The 19,920-nt window shown below is 71.5% G+C and carries 18 protein-coding genes, 1 rRNA gene and 1 riboswitch; of the genes, 4 read left to right on the top strand and 15 right to left on the bottom strand.

Annotated features, from left to right (window positions below; all coding sequences use genetic code 11):
• The 8 genes from AB0K37_RS30245 to AB0K37_RS30210 all read right to left on the bottom strand — a co-directional run.
• Positions 1 to 75, bottom strand: a 16S ribosomal RNA gene (locus AB0K37_RS30245); the annotation flags it as partial.
• 697 nt (positions 76 to 772) lie between these two features.
• The gene (locus tag AB0K37_RS30240) at positions 773 to 1,129 is read right to left on the bottom strand and encodes a hypothetical protein (RefSeq protein WP_363986759.1); all 357 of its coding nucleotides are present in this window, start codon (positions 1,127 to 1,129) and stop codon (positions 773 to 775) included.
• Between the two features lie 62 nt (positions 1,130 to 1,191).
• Entirely contained in the window at positions 1,192 to 1,782 is a 591-nt protein-coding gene (locus AB0K37_RS30235; RefSeq protein WP_363986757.1) for a phospholipid scramblase-related protein, read from the bottom strand.
• A 410-nt stretch (positions 1,783 to 2,192) separates the two neighbouring features.
• The gene (groL, locus tag AB0K37_RS30230; protein ID WP_141578529.1) at positions 2,193 to 3,821 is read right to left on the bottom strand and encodes a chaperonin GroEL; all 1,629 of its coding nucleotides are present in this window, start codon (positions 3,819 to 3,821) and stop codon (positions 2,193 to 2,195) included.
• 1,021 nt (positions 3,822 to 4,842) lie between these two features.
• Positions 4,843 to 5,814, bottom strand: a complete 972-nt coding sequence (locus tag AB0K37_RS30225) for a hypothetical protein (RefSeq protein ID WP_363986755.1) — start codon at positions 5,812 to 5,814, stop codon at positions 4,843 to 4,845.
• A gap of 298 nt (positions 5,815 to 6,112) precedes the next feature.
• Entirely contained in the window at positions 6,113 to 6,391 is a 279-nt protein-coding gene (locus AB0K37_RS30220; protein ID WP_149262935.1) for a MoaD/ThiS family protein, read from the bottom strand.
• 15 nt (positions 6,392 to 6,406) lie between these two features.
• Entirely contained in the window at positions 6,407 to 7,651 is a 1,245-nt protein-coding gene (gene thrC / locus AB0K37_RS30215) for a threonine synthase (protein ID WP_363986753.1), read from the bottom strand.
• A 16-nt stretch (positions 7,652 to 7,667) separates the two neighbouring features.
• A riboswitch (SAM riboswitch) is annotated at positions 7,668 to 7,808 on the bottom strand.
• A gap of 93 nt (positions 7,809 to 7,901) precedes the next feature.
• On the bottom strand, positions 7,902 to 8,837 hold the full coding sequence (locus tag AB0K37_RS30210) for a cation diffusion facilitator family transporter (protein WP_363986751.1): 936 nt from the start codon (positions 8,835 to 8,837) through the stop codon (positions 7,902 to 7,904).
• Between the two features lie 120 nt (positions 8,838 to 8,957).
• On the opposite strand from AB0K37_RS30210, the gene AB0K37_RS30205 reads away from it, so the two are divergent.
• Complete coding sequence (locus AB0K37_RS30205) at positions 8,958 to 10,451, top strand: trehalose-6-phosphate synthase (protein WP_363986749.1); 1,494 nt, start codon at positions 8,958 to 8,960, stop codon at positions 10,449 to 10,451.
• A gap of 64 nt (positions 10,452 to 10,515) precedes the next feature.
• On the opposite strand, the gene AB0K37_RS30200 is transcribed toward AB0K37_RS30205, so the two are convergent.
• Entirely contained in the window at positions 10,516 to 11,541 is a 1,026-nt protein-coding gene (locus AB0K37_RS30200) for a sulfotransferase (RefSeq protein WP_363986747.1), read from the bottom strand.
• Between the two features lie 86 nt (positions 11,542 to 11,627).
• Positions 11,628 to 12,179, bottom strand: a complete 552-nt coding sequence (locus tag AB0K37_RS30195) for an RNA polymerase sigma factor (RefSeq protein ID WP_089313869.1) — start codon at positions 12,177 to 12,179, stop codon at positions 11,628 to 11,630.
• A 52-nt stretch (positions 12,180 to 12,231) separates the two neighbouring features.
• Between AB0K37_RS30195 and AB0K37_RS30190 the strand changes: the two genes are divergently transcribed.
• Positions 12,232 to 14,307, top strand: a complete 2,076-nt coding sequence (locus AB0K37_RS30190) for a serine/threonine-protein kinase (RefSeq protein WP_363986745.1) — start codon at positions 12,232 to 12,234, stop codon at positions 14,305 to 14,307.
• 183 nt (positions 14,308 to 14,490) lie between these two features.
• Complete coding sequence (locus tag AB0K37_RS30185; protein WP_363986744.1) at positions 14,491 to 15,099, top strand: PadR family transcriptional regulator; 609 nt, start codon at positions 14,491 to 14,493, stop codon at positions 15,097 to 15,099.
• A 52-nt stretch (positions 15,100 to 15,151) separates the two neighbouring features.
• On the opposite strand, the gene AB0K37_RS30180 is transcribed toward AB0K37_RS30185, so the two are convergent.
• From AB0K37_RS30180 to AB0K37_RS30170, 3 genes are all read right to left on the bottom strand, one after another.
• Positions 15,152 to 15,958, bottom strand: a complete 807-nt coding sequence (locus AB0K37_RS30180; RefSeq protein ID WP_363986742.1) for a hypothetical protein — start codon at positions 15,956 to 15,958, stop codon at positions 15,152 to 15,154.
• Between the two features lie 570 nt (positions 15,959 to 16,528).
• On the bottom strand, positions 16,529 to 17,350 hold the full coding sequence (otsB, locus tag AB0K37_RS30175) for a trehalose-phosphatase (RefSeq protein ID WP_363986740.1): 822 nt from the start codon (positions 17,348 to 17,350) through the stop codon (positions 16,529 to 16,531).
• Between the two features lie 19 nt (positions 17,351 to 17,369).
• A complete protein-coding gene (locus AB0K37_RS30170; protein ID WP_363986738.1) occupies positions 17,370 to 17,699 on the bottom strand; it encodes a DUF3263 domain-containing protein in 330 nt (109 codons plus the stop codon).
• Between the two features lie 319 nt (positions 17,700 to 18,018).
• Here AB0K37_RS30170 and AB0K37_RS30165 point away from each other — a divergent pair, with 319 nt between their 5' ends.
• Positions 18,019 to 18,633, top strand: a complete 615-nt coding sequence (locus AB0K37_RS30165; protein ID WP_363986736.1) for a MarR family transcriptional regulator — start codon at positions 18,019 to 18,021, stop codon at positions 18,631 to 18,633.
• On the opposite strand, the gene AB0K37_RS30160 is transcribed toward AB0K37_RS30165, so the two are convergent.
• Together AB0K37_RS30160 and AB0K37_RS30155 are read right to left on the bottom strand one after the other, a co-directional pair.
• Positions 18,630 to 18,926 carry a hypothetical protein gene (locus AB0K37_RS30160; RefSeq protein ID WP_363986734.1) on the bottom strand — a complete coding sequence of 99 codons (297 nt, stop codon included), beginning with the start codon at positions 18,924 to 18,926 and terminating at the stop codon, positions 18,630 to 18,632. The genes AB0K37_RS30165 and AB0K37_RS30160 overlap by 4 nt on opposite strands.
• 107 nt (positions 18,927 to 19,033) lie before the next feature.
• On the bottom strand, positions 19,034 to 19,837 hold the full coding sequence (locus tag AB0K37_RS30155; RefSeq protein ID WP_363986732.1) for a hypothetical protein: 804 nt from the start codon (positions 19,835 to 19,837) through the stop codon (positions 19,034 to 19,036).
• Positions 19,838 to 19,920 lie beyond the last annotated feature (83 nt).

The following is a 19,920-nucleotide window of genomic DNA, read 5'->3' as shown; positions in this document are numbered from 1 at the left end:
GCCTTTCCGCTCGACTTGCATGTGTTAAGCACGCCGCCAGCGTTCGTCCTGAGCCAGGATCAAACTCTCCATCAAGGTCCAACGACCAGCCAGGGCGCGAACCCCGACCAGCCAAACCTCAGGAAACAATCCCGGCATCACCATCCCAACGGGATGGCATTGCCTCAAAGAAATCCCCACCATCCCCGAAGAGATGGCACGGGGCGACCCGGCCGAATCTGGCCGAGCCGATAAAGGCACTGGCTTTTAACACGCTGTTGAGTTCTCAAGAAACGGACACCCACCGTACCGGATCCGCTTTCGCGTTTCCCGCCCCGGGGCGACTTGTTCTTACTTTATCAGATCCGCTCGGACTGTCAATTCCGGGCTTTTCCGATCCGCCATTCCGATTCCGCTTGCGCGGTTCCTTCCCGGCGGTGTTGCTATTTCATCAGATCCGGCCCGATTGTCAAATCGATCCTTTTCCGACCCATCACGACGATGCGGACGCGACGAAGCCACGTCAGCTGGTCGAGGATGGTTCCCCCGGGCCGGCCGCCGTCAGGCGTCCCGCACTCCCGTGGGGCGAAGTGAACAGTATGCCCAAGCGAAGGGGACGTCAAACCAGCTCGCACGCCCCAATGGCGGGGACCCGCCCGCGCGGCGCGCCCTGAGCCGCTCCAGCACGCGACCTACCTCGGGTTTCGTCCGGGTCCACCCTGTTTGTACCGCTCGAACATCCCATTCACACGGGCGAGGTTTCATTTCGGCAACGCCGACCGTTCGGCGCGTCTCAGGGCTTGGCCAGGTATCCGCCGACGAACAGCACCCCTTCGGCGATCACCCAGGTGAAGGCCGCGACGGTGAGGGTCATGTCCAGCAGCCAGGGCCTGCGCCGGACACCGGGCGCCGACCACGCCGTGACGGCGACGGCCGCGGCGACGACCGCCACGGGCGCCGAGATCCGCACGGCGTCCTCGAATCCGGCCCCGCATGCCGGGTCGCGGCCCTCGTCCCCACCGCAGAAGGCCGCGTCGCCCCACCCGCCGAGGGTCGAGAAGAGCCAGAGGACGGCCAGCGCGCAGTTCGCGATCGTCGGAATCGCCGGCGAGATCCGCCAGCCGTTCGGGCGCCCGGACATGGCCTGCACGACCGGAACGTACCTCGCCTCGCGGGAGCCGGGAACCCCTCCGCCGGGCGGCCTCCGGTCCGTCAGGTGATCTCTTTGGCCTCGTGCAGGTTCATGTCCATGACGATGGCCGTCATGACCGCCATCGTCCGCAGCGGTTCCCGGACCGGATCGGAGATCTCCACCGCGTACTTGTCGGCCGTCGTGAGCAGGTGGGTGGCGAGGCCCGCCCACTTCTTGCGGACGTGCGCCACCCTTCCGCCGTCGGCGTCCTTCACCTCGAAGTTGTTGCGCGGCACGTCGACCTCGACCGTGCCGATGAGCGTCCCGTCGTCGTCGTAGATGACGTAGCGGCGGCCGACCCTCTCGGTGACGAAGGAACCGACGCGCTCTCCGTCCGGCCGGAGGATCTCGGTGTACTCCCGGCCGCTCTGCTTGTCCACGACGTACAGGGGGTCGCCGTCGGGCGTCGTCAGCAGGACGGCTCGGGCGTCGAGGTTCGACTTGCCGGGGAACAGGCCGCGCATGACCGCGGAGTTGCCCTTGTCGTCGGTCGGGGCCGCGATGGCGAGGACGGTCCCGCCTTCGTCCAGCACCTTGTACCGCGACTTGGCCAACGGTCCCCTGCGAGGCTGTTCGACCCTGAGCACCGGGGAGCTGAACACTTCGCTCACGTGTTCTCCTGCCTCGTCGGCCGCATCGGCGACCGCCTCACTGTTCACTTCGCCGGCGCCCGCGTCCTCGGCGGCACGCCCTCCAACCGGCGATCCTGCCAAGCGCCGGGCCCGCAGGGGAAGCACTTTGTGCGCCCGTCTCCGCCCGCCGGAACCGCCGCGCCCGCGCCCGGCTCACTGACCTGCAGCGGCGCGGCCCGGGGTGGCCGTCCGAGAAACATTCTTCTTTCGGCCCGGCGTGCCCCGAACATCCCCACGGACATCTCCGGCGTCCCTACGGGCCCCATGGAGCGTCGCCCCGCCCGGACCGGGGCTTCGGCCCGCACCGGGCTTCGCGGACACGGAAAGGGGCGGTCCCCGAAGGAACCGCCCCTTTCACATGCACTCGGAAGTGCGAACCGTGGACCTGCTCAGAAGTCCATGCCGCCGGCGTCGGGCATGCCGCCCGCCGGGGCCGGGTTCTTCTCGGGCTTCTCGGCGATGACGGCCTCGGTGGTGAGGAACAGCGCGGCGATCGACGAGGCGTTCTGCAGCGCGGACCGGGTCACCTTGGCCGGGTCGAGGATCCCCGACTCGAACATGTTGACGTACTCGCCGGTGGCGGCGTTCAGGCCCTCGCCCGGGGTCAGGTTACGGACCCGCTCCACCACGACGCCGCCCTCAAGGCCGGCGTTGACGGCGATCTGCTTCAGCGGCTCCTCGAGAGCGCGCTTGACGATGTTCGCACCGGTGGCCTCGTCGCCCGACAGCTCCAGCTTGTCGAACGCCTTGGTGCCGGCCTGCAGCAGCGCCACGCCGCCACCGGGGACGATGCCCTCCTCGACCGCGGCCTTCGCGTTGCGGACGGCGTCCTCGATGCGGTGCTTGCGCTCCTTGAGCTCGACCTCCGTCGCGGCGCCGGCCTTGATGACCGCGACACCGCCCGCGAGCTTGGCCAGGCGCTCCTGGAGCTTCTCGCGGTCGTAGTCGGAGTCGGTGTTGTCGATCTCGGTGCGGATCTGGTTGACCCGGCCCGCGATCTCGTTGGCGTCACCGGCGCCGTCCACGATGGTGGTCTCGTCCTTGGTGATGACGACCTTGCGGGCGCGGCCCAGCATCTCGGTCGTGGTGTTCTCCAGCTTGAGACCCACGTCCTCGCTGATGACCTGGCCGCCGGTCAGCGTGGCGATGTCGCCCAGCATGGCCTTGCGGCGGTCGCCGAAGCCCGGCGCCTTCACGGCCACGGACTTGAAGATACCGCGGATCTTGTTGACGACCAGGGTGGCCAGGGCCTCGCCCTCGACGTCCTCCGCGATGATCAGCAGCGGCTTGCCGGACTGCATGACGCCCTCGAGGACGGGCAGCAGGTCCTTGTTCGCCGACGCCTTGCCCTGAACGATCAGGATGTACGGGTCCTCGAGGACCGCCTCCATCCGCTCGGGGTCGGTCACGAAGTAGTGCGAGATGTAGCCCTTGTCGAAGCGCATCCCCTCGGTCAGCTCGAGCTCCAGACCGAAGGTCTGGCTCTCCTCGACCGTGATGACGCCTTCCTTGCCGACCTTGTCCATCGCCTCGGCGATCATCTCGCCGATCTGCGGGTCGCCCGCGGAGATGGACGCCGTGGAGGCGATCTGCTCCTTGGTCTCCACGTCCTTGGCGAGCTTGGACAGCTCCTCGCTCACCCGCTCGACGGCGGCCTCGATGCCGCGCTTCAGCGACATCGGGTTCGCACCGGCGGCCACGTTGCGCAGACCCTCGCGCACCAGCGCCTGGGCCAGCACGGTGGCGGTGGTGGTGCCGTCACCCGCGACGTCGTCGGTCTTCTTCGCTACTTCCTTGACGAGCTCCGCGCCGATCTTCTCCCACGCGTCCTCGAGCTCGATCTCCTTGGCGATCGACACACCGTCGTTGGTGATCGTGGGGGCGCCCCACTTCTTCTCCAGCACGACGTTGCGGCCCTTGGGACCAAGGGTCACCTTCACGGCGTCGGCGAGCTGGTTCATGCCGCGCTCGAGACCGCGGCGGGCCTCCTCGTCGAACGCGATCATCTTTGCAGCCATAGGCTCCAGTCCTCCCGGAACAAGGTGGCTTAGACGGATCGAGCCGACGCCCGCGACGGACGGCCCCGCCGACGACTTCCATTCCGCCGCCGGCCTGAGGCCTCATCGCCCCGACCCATGACTGTGTGAAGTTGTCACTCTCCACAGCAGAGTGCCAATGCTTGTTTAGCACTCTACCCCGTCGAGTGCAAGCGCCACACATCACCGCCGCACACGTCTCGTCGGCCTGCTCGGAAGTGCTCTGACCTGCGCCGGAGGGTCACGTCAGCGCGGACGGCCGCCAGGAGCCGTTCCCCGAAGAGCAGCCGAACCACCGCCCCGCCATGAGCCGGTCACCTCCCCGTACCGCTTTCGTTCTGCCTGAGCAGGTGCCGCCCGAGCGCAGGGAACGTCGGTCGTTGCTCCGCCGGTGCGAGCACTCCGTGTCCGGGCCGGCTGCAGCAGCTCTGCCTCCGCGCGGGAGAGGCTCTCGATGGGGATGACAGCCCAGCGCCGGCCGTCGGGCTCCGGCTTTCCCCGGTTCACGCCATCGAGGACCGCCTGTGCCGCTGCCGGTGACTGGCCAGGTCGAAACGGGCCGGTGGGACGAGCCCCTGCGGGACGCCACCGGCGGTAGCGCGGACGGCCCACCGCTCCCACGTGGCGCGGGCGGGCGCCCCCTGTTACTGGCGGACACCGAGGTCTCGCCTTCCGGTGAGGGCGGGTGTCGTCGGGGCCACCCATTTCGCGTGCCATTGCACCGGCGGCGGCCCGTGCCGCCGCTTCCGCGGAATTTCTTCGTCACGGGCCGTTGGTGCCGGTTCTGTCGGTGCGACAACGTTTGCGGCGGCCTGATGCGCCGGGGATCACCACGGCCCATTGGGCCGCTTTCATGGAGTATGGCGAATGGTGAGGATGTTCTTTCGGTCCCGGGCAAAAGGCCGCCGCAAACGGGTCCGGACATTGGGCGGCCGCTCCGGCGTCGATGCGTGACCGGGCCGGAGCGGCCGTGGTGCTTCGGTGTTCTGCTAGGAACCGAGGTTCACCGCTTGGTGGACTCCTGCTCGGGGCCCTCGACCGCGTTGATCACGGTGTTGTGCTTCCCGCCGTGGATGTGGCTGGTGATGGGCCCGGTCATCGTCGCGCTGTTGCCGGCGTAGACGGTCGAGCGGGGCGATCCGCTGAGGTTCGTGAAGATCGCGTCGCCCGGGCCCTTCTCGATGTTGGCGACGGGGCCGTTCTGGCCGACGATCGCCTTCTTGGCCGCGTGGACGTGCACCGGCTCGGGGCGGTCCCCCGTGGTGGCCAGCCGCTGCCCGGCCTGCGGAGCGTTGGCGTCGGCCTGCTGCTCCGGCGCGGCCTGCTGCTCCGGAGCGGCCTGCTGCTCCGGCGCGGCCTGCTGCTCCGGCGCGGCCTGCTGCTCCGGCGCGGCCTGCTGCTCCGGCGCGGCCTGCTGCGCGTCCTGCTGCGGAGCGGCCTGCTCGGCGTTCTGCTCCGGCGCGGCCTGCTGCTCGCCCTGCTGCGGAGCAGCCTGCTGGGCCTCCTGCTGCGGAGCGGCCTGCTGCTCGCCCTGCTGCGGGGCGGCCTGCTCGGCGTTCTGCTCCGGCGCCGCCTGCAGCGACTCCTGCTGCGGAGCGGCCTCCTGAGGAGCCGCCTGCTGCTCGGCGGCCTGGTGCTCGGCCGCCTTGGCGAGGGCGACCTTGGTGGCCTCCTGCTCGGAGCCCTCGACGCCCGTGACGGCCGTGTTGTGCTTCCCGCCGTGGAGCTTCGTGGTGATGTCACCGGTCTTCACCGGCTTGTTCCCGATCACCGGCGCGGCCTTGGGCGACTTGTTGATGTCGGTGTAGATCAGGTCGCCCGGACCCTTTTCGGTGATGTACGTGGAGCCGTTGTGCCCCACGTACGCCTTCTCCACCTTGTAGAAGTTGATGTCGGCCATCGCCGATGGAGCCGCGAGGACGGCCGCCCCCATCGTTATGCCGGTAACGGCCATCGTGCGCAAAATGCGCTTCATGCCTTTCCTCACTCTCGTATGCCGATCGGCGCCCCAGGGAGCGCCACTCCGGGATCAATCTTCCAGGGCGCGGCCAGCGAGAAACCCAAGTGACGGAGAGGCGGTGATCAAGATCAAAGCCGCGAAACTGGCGCTCGCTAAAGCTTTGTCCATATGCGTTTGGCCGGACGGGAAGAACAGTTTCCCAATCCAGCATCCACCGGGGCAATCGCGTTCCGCAGAAGGGGGAATCGGCCACATGCGCACGGAAAAGCCCCGGCACGGTGGACGTGCCGGGGCTTCGCGGACGAGACGGACGTCAGCCGCCCGCCACCGCGGGGATGATGGAGATCTGGGCGCCCTCGGGCGTCGGGGTGTCGAGGCCCTCGGCGAAACGGACGTCCTCGTCCCCGACGTAGACGTTCACGAAACGGCGGATCTTGCCCGCGTCGTCCAGGATGCGGGCGGAGATGCCGGAGTAGCTGGCCTCAAGGTCGGCGACGACCGCGCGCAGGGTCGCGCCCTCGGCCTTCACCTCGGACTCGCCCCCGGTGTAGGTCCGCAGGATCGTCGGGATACGGACGGACACGCTGCTCATGCTGCTCCTTCGTTCTCAGGCGAGGCCCGCGGCGCGGAACGCCTCCAGGGACGGGGCGATGTTCGCCGACGGCGCGACGACCGGGGCGACGGCGTCCAGGGTCTTCAGGCCGTCCCCGGAGTTGATGATCACGGTCTCGGCGCCCGGGTCGAGGGAGCCTGCCTCGACGAGCTTGCGCAGGGCCGCGACGGTGACGCCGCCGGCCGTCTCGCCGAAGACGCCCTCGGTGCGGGCCAGGAGCCGGATCCCCTCGACGACCTGCTCGTCGGTGACGTCCTCGACGGCGCCGCCGGTGCGGCGGGCCACGTCCAGGACGTAGGGGCCGTCGGCGGGGTTGCCGATGGCGAGGGACTTGGCGATCGTGTCGGGTTTCACCGGGCGGACGACGTCGTGGCCCGCCTTGAACGCGGCGGCGACCGGGTCGCACCCGGAGGCCTGGGCGCCGAAGACGCGGTACGGCTTCTCCTCCACCAGGCCCAGCTTGATCAGCTCCTGGAACGCCTTGTCGATCTTGGTGAGCTGGGAGCCGGACGCGACCGGCACGACGATCTGGTCGGGCAGCCGCCAGCCGAGCTGCTCGGCGATCTCGTAGCCGAGCGTCTTGGAGCCCTCGGCGTAGTAGGGGCGTACGTTGACGTTGACGAACGCCCAGTCGTCCTGCTCGCCCGCGATCTCGGACGCGAGCCGGTTGACGTCGTCGTAGTTGCCGTCGACCGTCACGAACGTCCCGCCGTACACGGCCGTCGTGATGATCTTCTGGGACTCCAGGTTCGACGGGACGAACACCGCGCTGCGGATCCCGGCGCGGGCCGCCGCGGCGGCGACGGCGTTGGCGAGGTTCCCGGTGGACGGGCAGGCCAGCACCTTGAAGCCCAGTTCGCGGGCGGCGGCGAGCGCCACGGCGACGACGCGGTCCTTGAACGAGTGGGTCGGGTTCCCGCTGTCGTCCTTCACCCACAGGCTCTGCAGGCCGAGGCTCTCCGCGAGGTTGTCGGCGCGGACGAGGCGGGTCAGGCCCGGCTCGGTGTTCGGGGTGTCGGCGACGTTGGACGGGACGGGCAGCAGCCCGCGGTACCGCCAGATGTTGCGCGGCCCGGACTCGATGGACTCCCGGGTGACGCCGCCGAAGTCGTAGGCGATCTCCAGGGGGCCGAAACACTCTTCACACGCGTAGAAGGGTCCGAGGTCGCGGGACGAGCCGCATTCGCGGCAGACGAGAGCGGTAGCCGGTCCGAGGTCTGTGGCAGGCGTGAGTGCCATGAGGGCGAGGCCTTTCTCCCCATCTTCCCTGCGCCACCTTGGTCGCAGGCCGGAGTTGGCACCATCTCCCGGCCGGCCTCGCAGGATCGCGACGCGCCGCAGCCAGGTGGTTGCCGGGGCTTCGCAGGGCCGGTCCCTCCACCCCTCTGGATGAGCGGTATGAAGTTGTCGATCACGAGCTTTGAACTCGTATGCGTGACTTTACATGAACTGACCGGATGCCAGACAGGCGGGTCCAGCGATTGAGACGTTACCCCGCGGGTGTCTTGATCACCCGTTGGGTCGGGTCGAGGAACACGTGCCGGACGGTCGGGACGCGCCCGCGGAGCCGCCGGTCTATCTCGCCGGCGACGTCCTCGGCCTCGTCGGCGCTGATGTCGTCGGAGAAGTGCACCTTCGCGGCGACGAGGATCTGCTCCGGGCCGAAGTGCATGGTGAGCAGTTCGTCCACGCCGGTCACGCCGGGCGCGCCGCAGATCTCGGCGCGGATCTCGCGCTGCTCGGCGGGGTCGGCCGCCTGGCCGATGAGCAGGCCCATGCTCTCCCGGCCGATCGAGAAGGCGAGGACGACCAGGAGGATCCCGATGAGGACGGACGCGAGCCCGTCCCAGAAATCCGAGCCGGTGATCTGGCGCATCACGAGGCCGCCGGCGGCGAGCGCGAGGCCGATCATCGCCGCGGTGTCCTCGAACAGCGCGGTCTTGAACGTCACGTCGGGCGACTTGCGGACATGCTCGACCAGGTCGCGTTCGCTCTCGCGCGTCTCCTTCCTGGCCTGGTAGAAGGCGCGGATCCAGGACGTCCCCTCCAGCACCGCGCCGAGGCCGAGGACGGCGTAGGCGAGCCACACCGTCGTCCCGCCGCCGCCGTGACCGGTCATGGTCAGGATGCCTTCGAAGATCGAGAATCCGGCGCCGGCCACGAAGATGCCGAACGCGGCGAGCAGCGACCACACGTACCGCTCGTTGCCGTATCCGAAGGGGTGGCGCCGGTCGGGGGGCCGTTCGCTGCGCCGGATCGACGTGTAGAGGAAGCCCTGGTTGAGGGTGTCGGCCACCGAGTGCGCGCTCTCCGCGAGCATGGCGCTGGACCCGGCCAGCAGGCCGGCGAACAGCTTCGTGATCGCGAGGATGAGGTTTGCGGCACCGGCGACGAGCACGGTTTTCGTCGTCTCGGACTTGCTCATTGGCGCCGGATACCCCCTGGGCGGATGACTAACCGGGCGGAACGGACAGAAGGGCGGGCGATGCCGGCCACCTCGCGGGTCACTTTGATGCGCCTCGGCCGCAACTGAGACCCTTCCCGTATGAGCCAAGTGCTGGTGGCCTCGAACCGGGGGCCGGTGTCGTTCTCGCTGTCGGACGACGGCGGGCTCACCATGCGGCGCGGGGGCGGCGGTCTCGTGTCGGGCCTCGCCGCCGTCACGGGCGCCCCGCGCGACCCCGGCCCGCCGCGTCCGGCCGAGACGGCGCGGGAGCCGTCCCCCGGCGGAGCGGACGTCCTCTGGGTGTGCGCGAGCCTCGGCGAGGCCGACCGCACGGCGTCGCGCCGTTCCCCGGACGGACGCCTCGACCTCGCCGGATACGAGACCGGCGGGGCGGCGGTACGGATGCTCGACATCCCGGCGGCCACGTTCGACCGCGCCTACAACGGCGTCGCCAACTCGACGCTGTGGTTCGTCCACCACCTGTTGTACGACACGCCGCGCAGCCCGCACTTCGACGCCCGCGCCCGGCGGGACTGGCAGTCCTACGAGGCCTACAACGCGGCCTTCGCGGACGCCCTCGCCCGGGACGCCGCCCCGGGCGCGAAGGCGGCGATCCAGGACTACCACCTGTCGCTGGCTCCGCGGATGCTGCGCGACCGGCGCCCCGACCTGAAGATCGTGCACTTCTCCCACACGCCCTGGGCGCCGCCGGAGTACTTCAGGCTGCTCCCGGACGACATCGGCGCGCAGATCCTTCTCGGCATCCTGGGCGCCGACCACGCCGGCTTCCTCACGGAGCGGTGGGCGTCGGCCTTCCTCGACTGCTGCGAGCTCCTGCCGGGCGCGCGCGTCGACCGCGCCGCCCGCACCGTCTCCTGTTCGGGCCACACCACGCGCGTGGGTGTGCACGGTCTCGGGGTGGACGGTACGGCTCTGCGCAGCCGCGCCGCCGAACAGGACGTCGTCGAAAGGGCCCGCGCGCTGCGCGAACAGGTGGGCGACCGCCAGCTCATCGTGCGGATCGACCGGACGGAGCTGTCCAAGAACATCGTGCGCGGGCTCTCCGCGTACCGGGAGATGCTCGTCAACCATCCCGAGTGGCGCGGACGCGTCGTGCACCTCGCGTTCGCCTACCCGTCCCGCTACGACCTGCCCGAGTACCGGGAGTACACCGCGGCCGTCCAGCGCATGGCCGGGCAGATCACCGAAGAGTTCGGCACGGAGGACTGGGACCCGCTGATCCTCCAGGTGAACGACGACTACCCGCGTTCCCTTGCCGCCTACGGCCTGGCCGACGTCCTGCTCGTCAACCCGATCCGGGACGGGATGAACCTGGTCGCCAAGGAGGGGCCCGTCCTGTCGCGGCACGGCTGCGCGCTCGTGCTGTCGCGAGAGGCGGGCGCGGCGGCGGAACTGTCCGAGGACGCGCTGGTGGTCAATCCCTACGACGTGTCGCAGACGGCCGAGGCCCTGCACCAGGCCCTGCTGATGCCGCGCGCCCGGCGGGCCGAACGCTGCGCCCGCCTCGCCGGCGCCGCGACCGCCCTGCCCCCGCAGCGCTGGTTCGCCGACCAGCTGGCCGCGCTGGACTAGATCTCCGTGGAAGGGAAGCGGCGTGCTGCTCTGCGGGCGTCAGGGCAACACGCCGCGGGTCCGGTCAGGGGGCGCTGCCGGCGGACTGCTCGGCGGTGAGGAGGCACTCGACGGGGTTCGGCTCGTGGTGCTGCCTCAACCGTTCCCGCAGCGCGGCCTTGCTCTGCGCCATGCGCCGGTGGGCGGCGGTGCGGGTGAAGCGGGCGAGCAGGGCCGCGGACGGCTTCGGCAGGCCGCTCGGCTCGTAGCCGTACTCGGCGAGCCGCTCGCCGAACGCGGCCTCGGCCAGGCTGATCTCCCACGCGTCGAGGCGCTCGGCCCATGATCCGACGCGGTTGGTCGTGACGGCGTCGTGGGTGCGGCCGTGCCACTTCTTGGTGGACGGGACGATCCGCTTCGCGAGGCCCTCCGGGTGGATCATCTCGGGGTCGAAGTCCTCGCCGAGGAAGCCGCAGAGCCGGGTCAGCTCGTCGCCGGGGTCGGCGACGAGCCGCTCGTACTGCAGCTCGTAGTAGGAGTCGGGGCCGAGGCGCTCGGCGAGCCTGCGGCCGCGGTCGATCGTCTCCCGCCAGGCGGAGACGGCGTGGTGGATGTCGAGGTCGAACCAGGGCATCTCCATCAGCGACGCGACGCAGTCCCGGCCGTCCCGGACAAGATGGACGAACTGGGCGTCGGGAAACATCCGCAGCAGCGCGCCGACGTGCTGGGAGTAGCTGGGGCGCTTGTCGCCCCAGCGCGGCTTGCCGTGCAGGCGGGCGTAGGCGCGGAAGACGATGCCGACCGCCGAGCCGAGCGTCGGAGGCCCGTCGGCGATCTCCTCGACGAGCCCGTCGGGGTCCATGCCGAGCGCCCGCACCTTGGTGGCGCGCTCTCCGACGATCCACTCCGCGAGCATCCGCCTGTTCTTGCTCTCCCGGAGGTCACCGTAGTCGCACCTTGCCGCATAGGCGGGCAGGACGAACCGGGTCTCCGCCGGGATCGCGATGCGGGCGTGCGAGTGGAGCATCAGGCGCAGCAGCGTCGTGCCCGAGCGAGGACAGCCGAAGATGAAGATCGGACGATCGCGGCGGAGGGCCGGTCCTGGTGGCATGCACCGCATGCTGGTGCAGAAGCCCAGCTCAGGACCCGGCTTCTGCATCCACTGTTACCGTCCGATGACCCACCCTTGACCGGCGGTCAGGTGTAGGACTCGCCGAGCGTCTGCCTCACCTGCTTGCGCGCCTCGTGGATGCGGGACTTGACCGTGCCGAGCGGGAGCTTGAGCTGCTCGGCGATCTCCGCGTACTCCAGCTGCGAGACGTCCCGCAGCACCAGGGCCTGGATGAGGTCGGGCTTGCGGGCCTCCAGGTCCTCCATGGCGTCGAGGATGTCGACCCGGGAACCCGCGATGACGCTCGTCCGGCGCGGGTCGGGGCGCTGCTGCGGAAGCTCGCCCGCCTGCTCGACCGAACGCCGCTTCAGCGAACGGTAGGTGGAGCGGGCGGAGTTGGCGACGACGACGTGCAGCCAGGTGCTGAACCGCGACCGGCCCTCGAACCGGTGGATGTTGCGGGCGACCTGGAGCAACGCGTCCTGGCACGCCTCCTCGGCGTCCTGTCGGCAGGGCAGGAACCGGGAGCTGTGCCGCAGCACGTCCGGCTCGATCTTGCGGAGGAGCTCGTTGAGGGCGCCCTGGTCGCCCTGTGCGGCCTTGACCGCCAACTCCTCGGTCCTCTCGTCGAATGCCATGCCGCCTCATTGCTCGTTCGCGCGCTCACCCCGTTGTTGGGATGATACGGGAGTGTCTTTCCCACCATCAGTAGGCCGTTACCGGATCGATCGCGTCCTGGGGTCGGGGGCGTTCGCCTCTGTATGGCTGGGGCACGACGACGCCCTCGAGTCCCAGGTCGCCATAAAGGTCCTGAACGGCAGCCTGATCGACGATCTGGACGTGCGCAACAGGTTCCTGGAGGAAGCCCGGATCCTGCGCCGCGCCGACTCCGAGCGACTCGTCCGCGTCCACGACATCGGCGAGCTGCCGGACGGGCGCCCCTACTTCGTGATGTCGTACGCCGACCGCGGGACGCTCGGCGATCGAATGCGTGAGCGGCCACTTCCGGTCAGCGAGGCGGTGGCGCTCGCCGAGCAGATCGCCTACGGCGTCGAGGTGATCAACACGCTGGGCGTCATCCACCGCGACCTGAAGCCGTCCAACGTGCTGTTCCAGTCGACGCCGGACGGCGGCGAGAAACTGCTCATCGCCGACCTCGGCCTCGCCAAGGCGCTCGCGCACGCGTCCGGCGCCTTCACCCTCCCGGTCGGCACGCCCGGGTACATGTCGCCCGAGCAGGCGCGGTTCGGCGGCGGGCTCGACATCCGCGCGGACGTGTACGGCCTCGGCGCCCTGACCTACCACATGCTCACCGGGCGGGCTCCGGGCCCGGCGCCGGTCAAGAAGGCGCCGAGCGAGCTGCGCGAGGGCCTGCCCCCCGCGTTCGACCAGGTGGTCCTGCGGGCGCTGGAGGTCGAGCGGGAGAAGCGGTGGCCGACCGCCGAGGCGTTCGCTGAGGCGCTGTCCACGCTGCGGCCCACCTCGGCGCAGGCCGCGCCGGCGCCCGCCCAAGCGGCGTCCCCGCCGCCCGAGCCGCAGATCGACGCCGACGCGACCGTCCAGGACTTCTACCGCGAGGGCGTCCAGGCCCAGGTCCAGCCTCCTCCCGTGCAGCAGCCCGGCCCCGCACAGCCCAACCCTCCGCAGCCCAAGCCCGCACAGCCCAACCCCGCGCAGCCCGCCGCGGCAGCGGGGCAGAGCGCACAGCCCGGCATGCACACGCGGTTCGACCAGCCCGGCGAGGACGACCTCCACACCTCCGAGATGCGCGTCCCGCCCAGTACGTCGTCCGAAGAGGTGACGGTCGTGGACCGGCCCAGCGGGCGCTCCACCCCCTTCACCCAGGTGGAGGGGCCCACAGCACCGGACAACGACAACAACCCGACGATCGCCTACCAGGGCCCGCCTCCGCAGGGCCGGCCGCAGGCGCCGCCGCAGAACCAGCCGCAGGGCCTGGACGACAAGACCACCGCGTTCCCGGCCCAGTCGCCGCAGGGCGGAGCCCCGCAAGGCGGACCGATCCAGCAGATGGGCCCGGGCGGCCAGCAGCCCTACGGGCCCCCGCCGACCGGTTTCCAGCCTCCGCCGCCGGGGCCGGTCCAGGGCGGCGGGCAGGGCGGGCCGCGCGGCGGCGGAGCCCGGAAGAAGTTCGTCACGCCGCTGATCATCACGGCGGTGGTGCTGGTGGTCGCCGTGATCGGCGGTCTGACGCTCGGGATGATGTTCTCCGGCGGCGACGGCGGGGACGGCGGCAAGGACGGCAAGGACAAGAAGCCGGCGGTCCCGAAGGACTTCACCGCGGTCGCCGACGGCTCGGGCAAGATCAAGACCGCGGTGCCGAAGTCGTGGCCGGTTCAGGGGCAGGAGCCGACATGGACGCCGTCCGCCGTCGGCCTCGCCGACGGCCAGCCGCGGCCGGTGCTGCGCGCGACGCCGGACAAGGCCGCGTTCCTCGGCAACGGCAAGGGCCCCGGCGTGTTCGTCGGCGTGACCACCGACCTCGCTCCGAACCAGCTCCCGCCGCCGCGCGCCGCCGTCCATCCGCAGTGCACGAAGGCCGCGCCGGAGAACTACACCACGCCGGACGGCGCCCTCAGCGGGACGATCACCCGCTTCACCGCCTGCAAGACCGGCACGCCGTCGGTCACCGAGGTCGGCCTCAAGGACAAGTCCGGCAAGTTCGGCCTGTGGATCCGGGTCAAGGAGACCGACGGCCGCGACGCCACCAAGGACATCCTGGACAACCTGAAGGTCACCGGCCCCTGACCCGGAACTCGGACCGGCAACACGAAGACCCGCGTATCGAGGCGCGGAGCGGCCACCGCTCCGCGCCTCGTTCCGTTCGGCGCGGGCACACCCCGCAGTGATTCGCATCACAGTGTTGCATCGCGACATGTTTGCGATATATCGTTGAAGCATCGCAACCGATCAACAACGAAGGAGACTGCGATGCACGAGCACACGATGAGAAGGCGCGGCGGCTTCAGGCGACCCGAGGAGCGAGGGCGCCGCGGCGACCCGTTCGGCCCGTGGGGGCCCGGCGGCCCGGGCGGACCCGGCTTCGGTCCGGGCTTCGGCCCCGGCCATCGCGGACCCGGTGGACGCGGGCGGCGCACCCGGCGCGGCAACGTCCGGGCGGCGCTTCTCGCCCTGCTGGCCGAGCGGGCGATGCACGGCTACGAGATGATCCAGGAACTGGACGGCCGCACCGGCGGCGTCTGGCGGCCGAGCCCCGGCTCGGTCTACCCGACCCTCCAGATGCTGGAGGACGAGGGCCTGGTCAGCAGCGAGGAGCAGGGCGGCAAGCGGCTGTTCTCCCTCACCGACGCCGGCCGGGAGGAGGCGTCGGCGCAGACCGCCGCCCCCTGGGACGAGGTCACCGAGGCCGCCGGCGAGAACGTCCTGCGCGGGCGCGAGGCCGTCGGCCAGCTGATGGGCGCCCTCCAGCAGGTGATGGCCGTGGGCAGCGAGGCGCAGAAGGCGCGCGCGCTGGACGTGGTCAACGACGCCCGCCGCCGCCTGTACGGGATCCTCGCCGATGACCCCGAAGCCGAGTGAACCTCAGGGAGCACCGACCGGAACCGCCGTGGCCGCCCAGGTCACGGCGGTTTCATTTTCCCTTCGGGAAGGGCGCCTGCTCGGCGAGCCGGTCGGCCATGTACAGCTGCTTCCACACGTACAGGGCCATGTCCGAGCGCCTGACGCCGCGGTCGACCGGGACGCCCACCGTCGCGCGGACCAGGTAGGCCGAGCCCGGCGGAAGGTACTTGTCGCCGCCCTCCCCCGCGACCAGCGCGCCGCCGGCGAGCCGCCGCACGACCTGGCTGTCGGTCGGCGGCGTGCACAGGCTCTCGGGGACGCCGGCCTGCGGCATACAGCGCCCCCGCGCCGCCGGCGTGACGAGGTCGCGCCGGACGAACACGTCGCCGGGGAAGTCGAGCAGGACCCTCCCGCCGCTCGGGTTCGCGAGGATGTACTCGATGTAGGGGAACGCCGTCCCGGACGGCGGCGTGGACCGGGACGCCGTCACCACGCCGTCGCTGATCCCGGACGTCACCGCGGCGATCCTGTACCTGGAGCCGTCGGCGGTGCCGACCGTGATGGGCGCGCCCGCGGGCGGCAGCTTGGCGGCGCCGCCCGGCGCCCGCTCGCCCGCGGCGGGGGCCGCCTCCGTCGCGCCCTCGTCGCCGGAGCCGGGCGTCAGCACGAGCCCGGCCGTGACCAGTCCGGCCAGGGCGAGCACGCCCGCCGCGACCAGGCCGCTTCGGCGTCCCTTGCGCCGCCGCTCCCGGCGCTCGCGCTCGCGCTCGCGAGGTCCGATCCGCACCTGGACGCCGCTGGTCTCGCGGACGCCCATCGGCCCCGTCGCCGACGACCACTCCTCGGGTTCGGAGTAGGCGTCCTGCGCCTCGGGCACGGCGGCCCACTCCGACCCGCCGAGCGGCGGCTCGGGGCGCGACCGCGGCGGCCCTGGGGGCGACGGCGGCGGCCCTGGGGGCGACGGCGGCGGCCCTGGGGGCGTAGGCGGCGGCGTGCCCCAGACGCGCGGCGGCGCCTGCGCGGCCGGCGCGGTGTGGACGATCGGACGCGTCGGGGCGTCCGGCGGAATGGGAGGGCCAGGCGGTATGTGGGCGCCGGGCGGCACCTGGGCACCGGGCGGTACGTGGGCACCGGGCGGGCGGACCGGCGTCCCCTCTCTGGGCGTGGCCCTCGGGATGCCCTGGGAGGGCGTGTGCCTGATCTCGCCTGGACGGCGCGGAAGTCCCGGTTCCGTGTCCACCGTCTCGCCTCCCGATGTCCCTCGTGCGGCTCCCCCGCGGACCGCACTCCCCACAATTCACCACATTTTGACCTAATCGCCTTCCTCTGCCACACCGGCCCCCGGAGTCTCGCGAGATGCGACAAGTCGAGCCGGGACTCTTGTCACCTGGCGGACAATTCCTCAGCGCTCCGGCGCCCCGGGCGGCGCCGGAGGCCGCCGGAGGAGTCAGGAGAGGGAGTCGGCGAGCGAGCCGATGAGGTCGACCACGCCGGCGGGCCCGTCGACCACCAGGTCCGCCCGTCCGGCGAGCGCGGTGACCTCGGTCGAGCCGCTGCACACCAGCACGCCGGGCACGCCCTCGGCGCGCAGCGCGTCGACGGCGTCGAACGCGGCGAGGTCGCCGAGGTCGTCCCCGGCGAAAAGCAGGGCTGAGGGGCGCGTCCCGCGGTCGTCGACGTACGCGCGCAGCGCCTTGCCCTTGTCCATGCCGGGCGGGCGCAGTTCGAGGACGTACCGCCCCGGCTCCACCGACAGCCCGGTCCGCTCGGCGAGCGCGGCGAGGATGCTGCGCAGCCGGTCCAGCGCGACCTGCGGTTCGGCGCACCGCCGGGTGTGGACGGCGAGCGCCTGCCCCTTGTCCTCCACGAACGTCTCGGGCGGGGCGCCGGCGGCGGCGAGGACGCCGGGCAGCTTCGCGCGGGCCTCGGCGACGCCGGGCGGCGGCTCCGGCACGGTCAGCGTGCCGGAGTCCCAGCGTTCGAGCCCGTACTGCCCGAGGACGACGAGCCCGTCGATGCCCTCGAATCCGCCGTACTCGACGGCCACGGCGGCGGGACGTCCGGTCACGATCAGCAGCGAGCCGACCAGTGGGGCCAGCCGGGCCAGGGCCGGCGCGGCGTCCGGATGGGCCCTCGCCGAGGCGGGGTCGGCGACGATCGGCGCCAGGGTCCCGTCGAAGTCGAAGCCGAGCACGGCTCCGGCCGGGTTCTCGCGGATGGCGTCAAGTCCTTCGGCACCTGCGGCCGTCAAAGAGCGGGGAGAGTTCACGTGACCAATGGTGGCCAGGTCAGGGCCGGATGCCGAGCCGCCGCGCGGCACGGCTTCGTTGCCGCTGTGTCCGCATCCGGCGAAGGCGCTTGACGAGCATCGGGTCGCACTCCAGCGCCTCGGGCCGGTCGATCAGGATGTTCAGGAGCTGGTAGTACCGCGTGGCCGACATGTCGAACGTCTCGCGGATGGCCTGCTCCTTGGCGCCGGCGTACTTCCACCACTGCCGTTCGAAGGCGAGGATCCGGCGGTCGCGCTCGGAGAGCCCGCCGGCGCTGAACGCGGCGTCGTCCGCCCCGCCCTCCGCTTCGGCGGGGCCGGGCTCGGCCGGGGGGCGGCCGTCGTCCATGGTTCGGTCCTGTGGGGGGACGTCACCGCGGGGGTCACCGGGGGCGTTCGCCGCTCGCATCAGGTCCCCTCTGTGGTTACTGATCCCGGGTCGTCCGGGTTCGGGCGGGAGCCATGCTACGCGTCCGCGCGGACAAGTTCCGGCGGATCCCGGTGAACGGACGCCGGTGGTTCAGTGCATCACATCGCCGTTCACCTGGGGCTCTTTCGCTCCGTGTGTCTCACCGGCAACGGCGTTCACGCCAGGGTGAAACATATGTACGCTGCATACGTTAGAGTAGGTGATCCGCAGCGTTCGGCGTCCGGAACGGAGACCTTGCATGGCGACGGAGACCTCCGCCACGGGACGGACCGCCGAGCGGGCCGCGCCTCGGGACGGGAGCCCTCCCGAGCCCCCCGCCGACGGCGCCCTCACCGAGATCGCGACCGCGCTGTTCCATCTGCGCCGCGTGTGGGCCAAGCCCGACCTCGTCAAGCGCGTCCGCGCCCAGACCTCCACCGCCGCGGACGGGCGCCCGCTGCAGCTGTCGAACCTGATGGTGGTGAACGCGGTCGCCGCCCTCACCGACTGCGAGCGCCCCGACGAGCCGTCCTGCGAGGTCACGGTCGGCGCGGTCGCGGAACGGCTGGAGATCGACCCGTCCACGGCGAGCCGCCTCGTCGGGCACGCCATCGACGCCGGCCTGGTGTCCCGGCGGCCCTCCCCCGTCGACGCGCGCCGCGCCAACCTCGGCCTGACCGAGTCCGGGCGGCGCGTCAAGCAGGTCTCCGACCGCTTCCGCCGCGCCTACCTCGACGACCTGATGGCCGACTGGTCGGAGCGGGAGCGCACCGAGTTCGCGCGGCTGCTCACCCGCTTCGCCGACGCCGCCGTCCGGGCACCGATGTACCCGGACGGCGTCGACCGCATCTTCGAGGAGGCGGCCGCCGACTAGGCACCGTTGCGCAGGGCGGACATGCGGATGTGGTACTCGTCCTCGTCGATCTCGCCCCGGGCGAACCGCTCGGCGAGAACCGAGCGCGCCTTGGTCATCGGGTCGGCCGCCGCCCTGGCCGCAGCGGCGCCGTCGTGCATGCGGCGCCGGATGAGGTAGAAGGCGGTGCCGAGCACGGCCAGCCAGAACAGGCCGAACGTGATGGGGAAGACCGGCCAGAACGCGGGGGCGTCCCCGTCGTGCCAGCCGCCCGGGTGCATCGCGGCCGCCTGCGTCGCCAACGTCGTCAACATGGTTCATCGACCTTCCTGTGTCGGATGAGTCGATGGTCGGAGAGAGGTCCGGGGGGCCGCATCGTCCGGCCGGAGGCACTCGCGCTACGCCCGCCGGAGTACCGCGCTCACCACCAGGGCGGCCGGTACTCCTCGTCCTCGCCGGACCGCGGCCGCCGCGAGTGCCGTCCGCGCGGCTCGCCGTCGGCCGGGTCCGGCGGCGGGACGGGCCCTTCCGGCGGTTCCGCGCCGCCCAGGCCGGGCGGCGGGACGTCGGGGAACGCCTCGGCCGGCCCCTCGTCCGCGTGAGGTACGGGCGGAAGCGGCGGCTCGCCGGGCGGTTCCGGGGGTACCGCGGCGAGCGGATCCGTCGTGCCAGGCACGGGGGCGTCTGGTGCTTCCAGGGCGCCGCGGCGGAAGGCGTCCCACTCGGCGTCATCGAGGACGGACGGCTCGTCACGCGCCGCCCCGTTCAGCCCGGCGCCGTTGAGCCCCTGCCCGTTGAGGGGATCGTGCCCGTTGAGGGGGTCATGCCCGCTAAGCGAATCACGCCCGTTGAGCGAATCACGCCCGTTGAGGGGGTCATGCCTGTTGAGGGGCTCCTGCCCGCTAAGCGAATCACGCCCGTTGAGGGGATCGTGCCCGTGGCGCGTCCCGTGTCCGCCCGCGTTGAACTCGCCGGGGACGAACGGGCGCAGCTCGCCCGGCATGATCGGCGGCTGCTTCGGCTCGATGGGAGGCGGCAGCCGCCCGTCCCAGCCGGACGGCGGCGCGGGCTCGGGGAGAGCGGGGTCGGGATCCGGCGGCGTGACGGCGGCGGGGCCCGGTTCGGGCTCCGGGGCCTCCCAGAGCGGGGCGTCCTGCGGCGCGGAGCCCGGCGGCGGAGGCTCCTCGAAGGCGAGGGCCGGGTACACCTCGTTAGTTCCCCACATGACGCAGGCCCCAACGTTCGCCGTGGTCTCCGGCGCCCAGGTCCACGAGGCCGTCGCCGGGCGCGAGGCGGAGGTCACCCGGA

Source organism: Actinomadura sp. NPDC049753, assembly GCF_040674655.1.
Taxonomy (GTDB): domain Bacteria; phylum Actinomycetota; class Actinomycetes; order Streptosporangiales; family Streptosporangiaceae; genus Spirillospora; species Spirillospora verrucosospora.
This window is presented reverse-complemented; position numbering and strand designations above follow the sequence as displayed.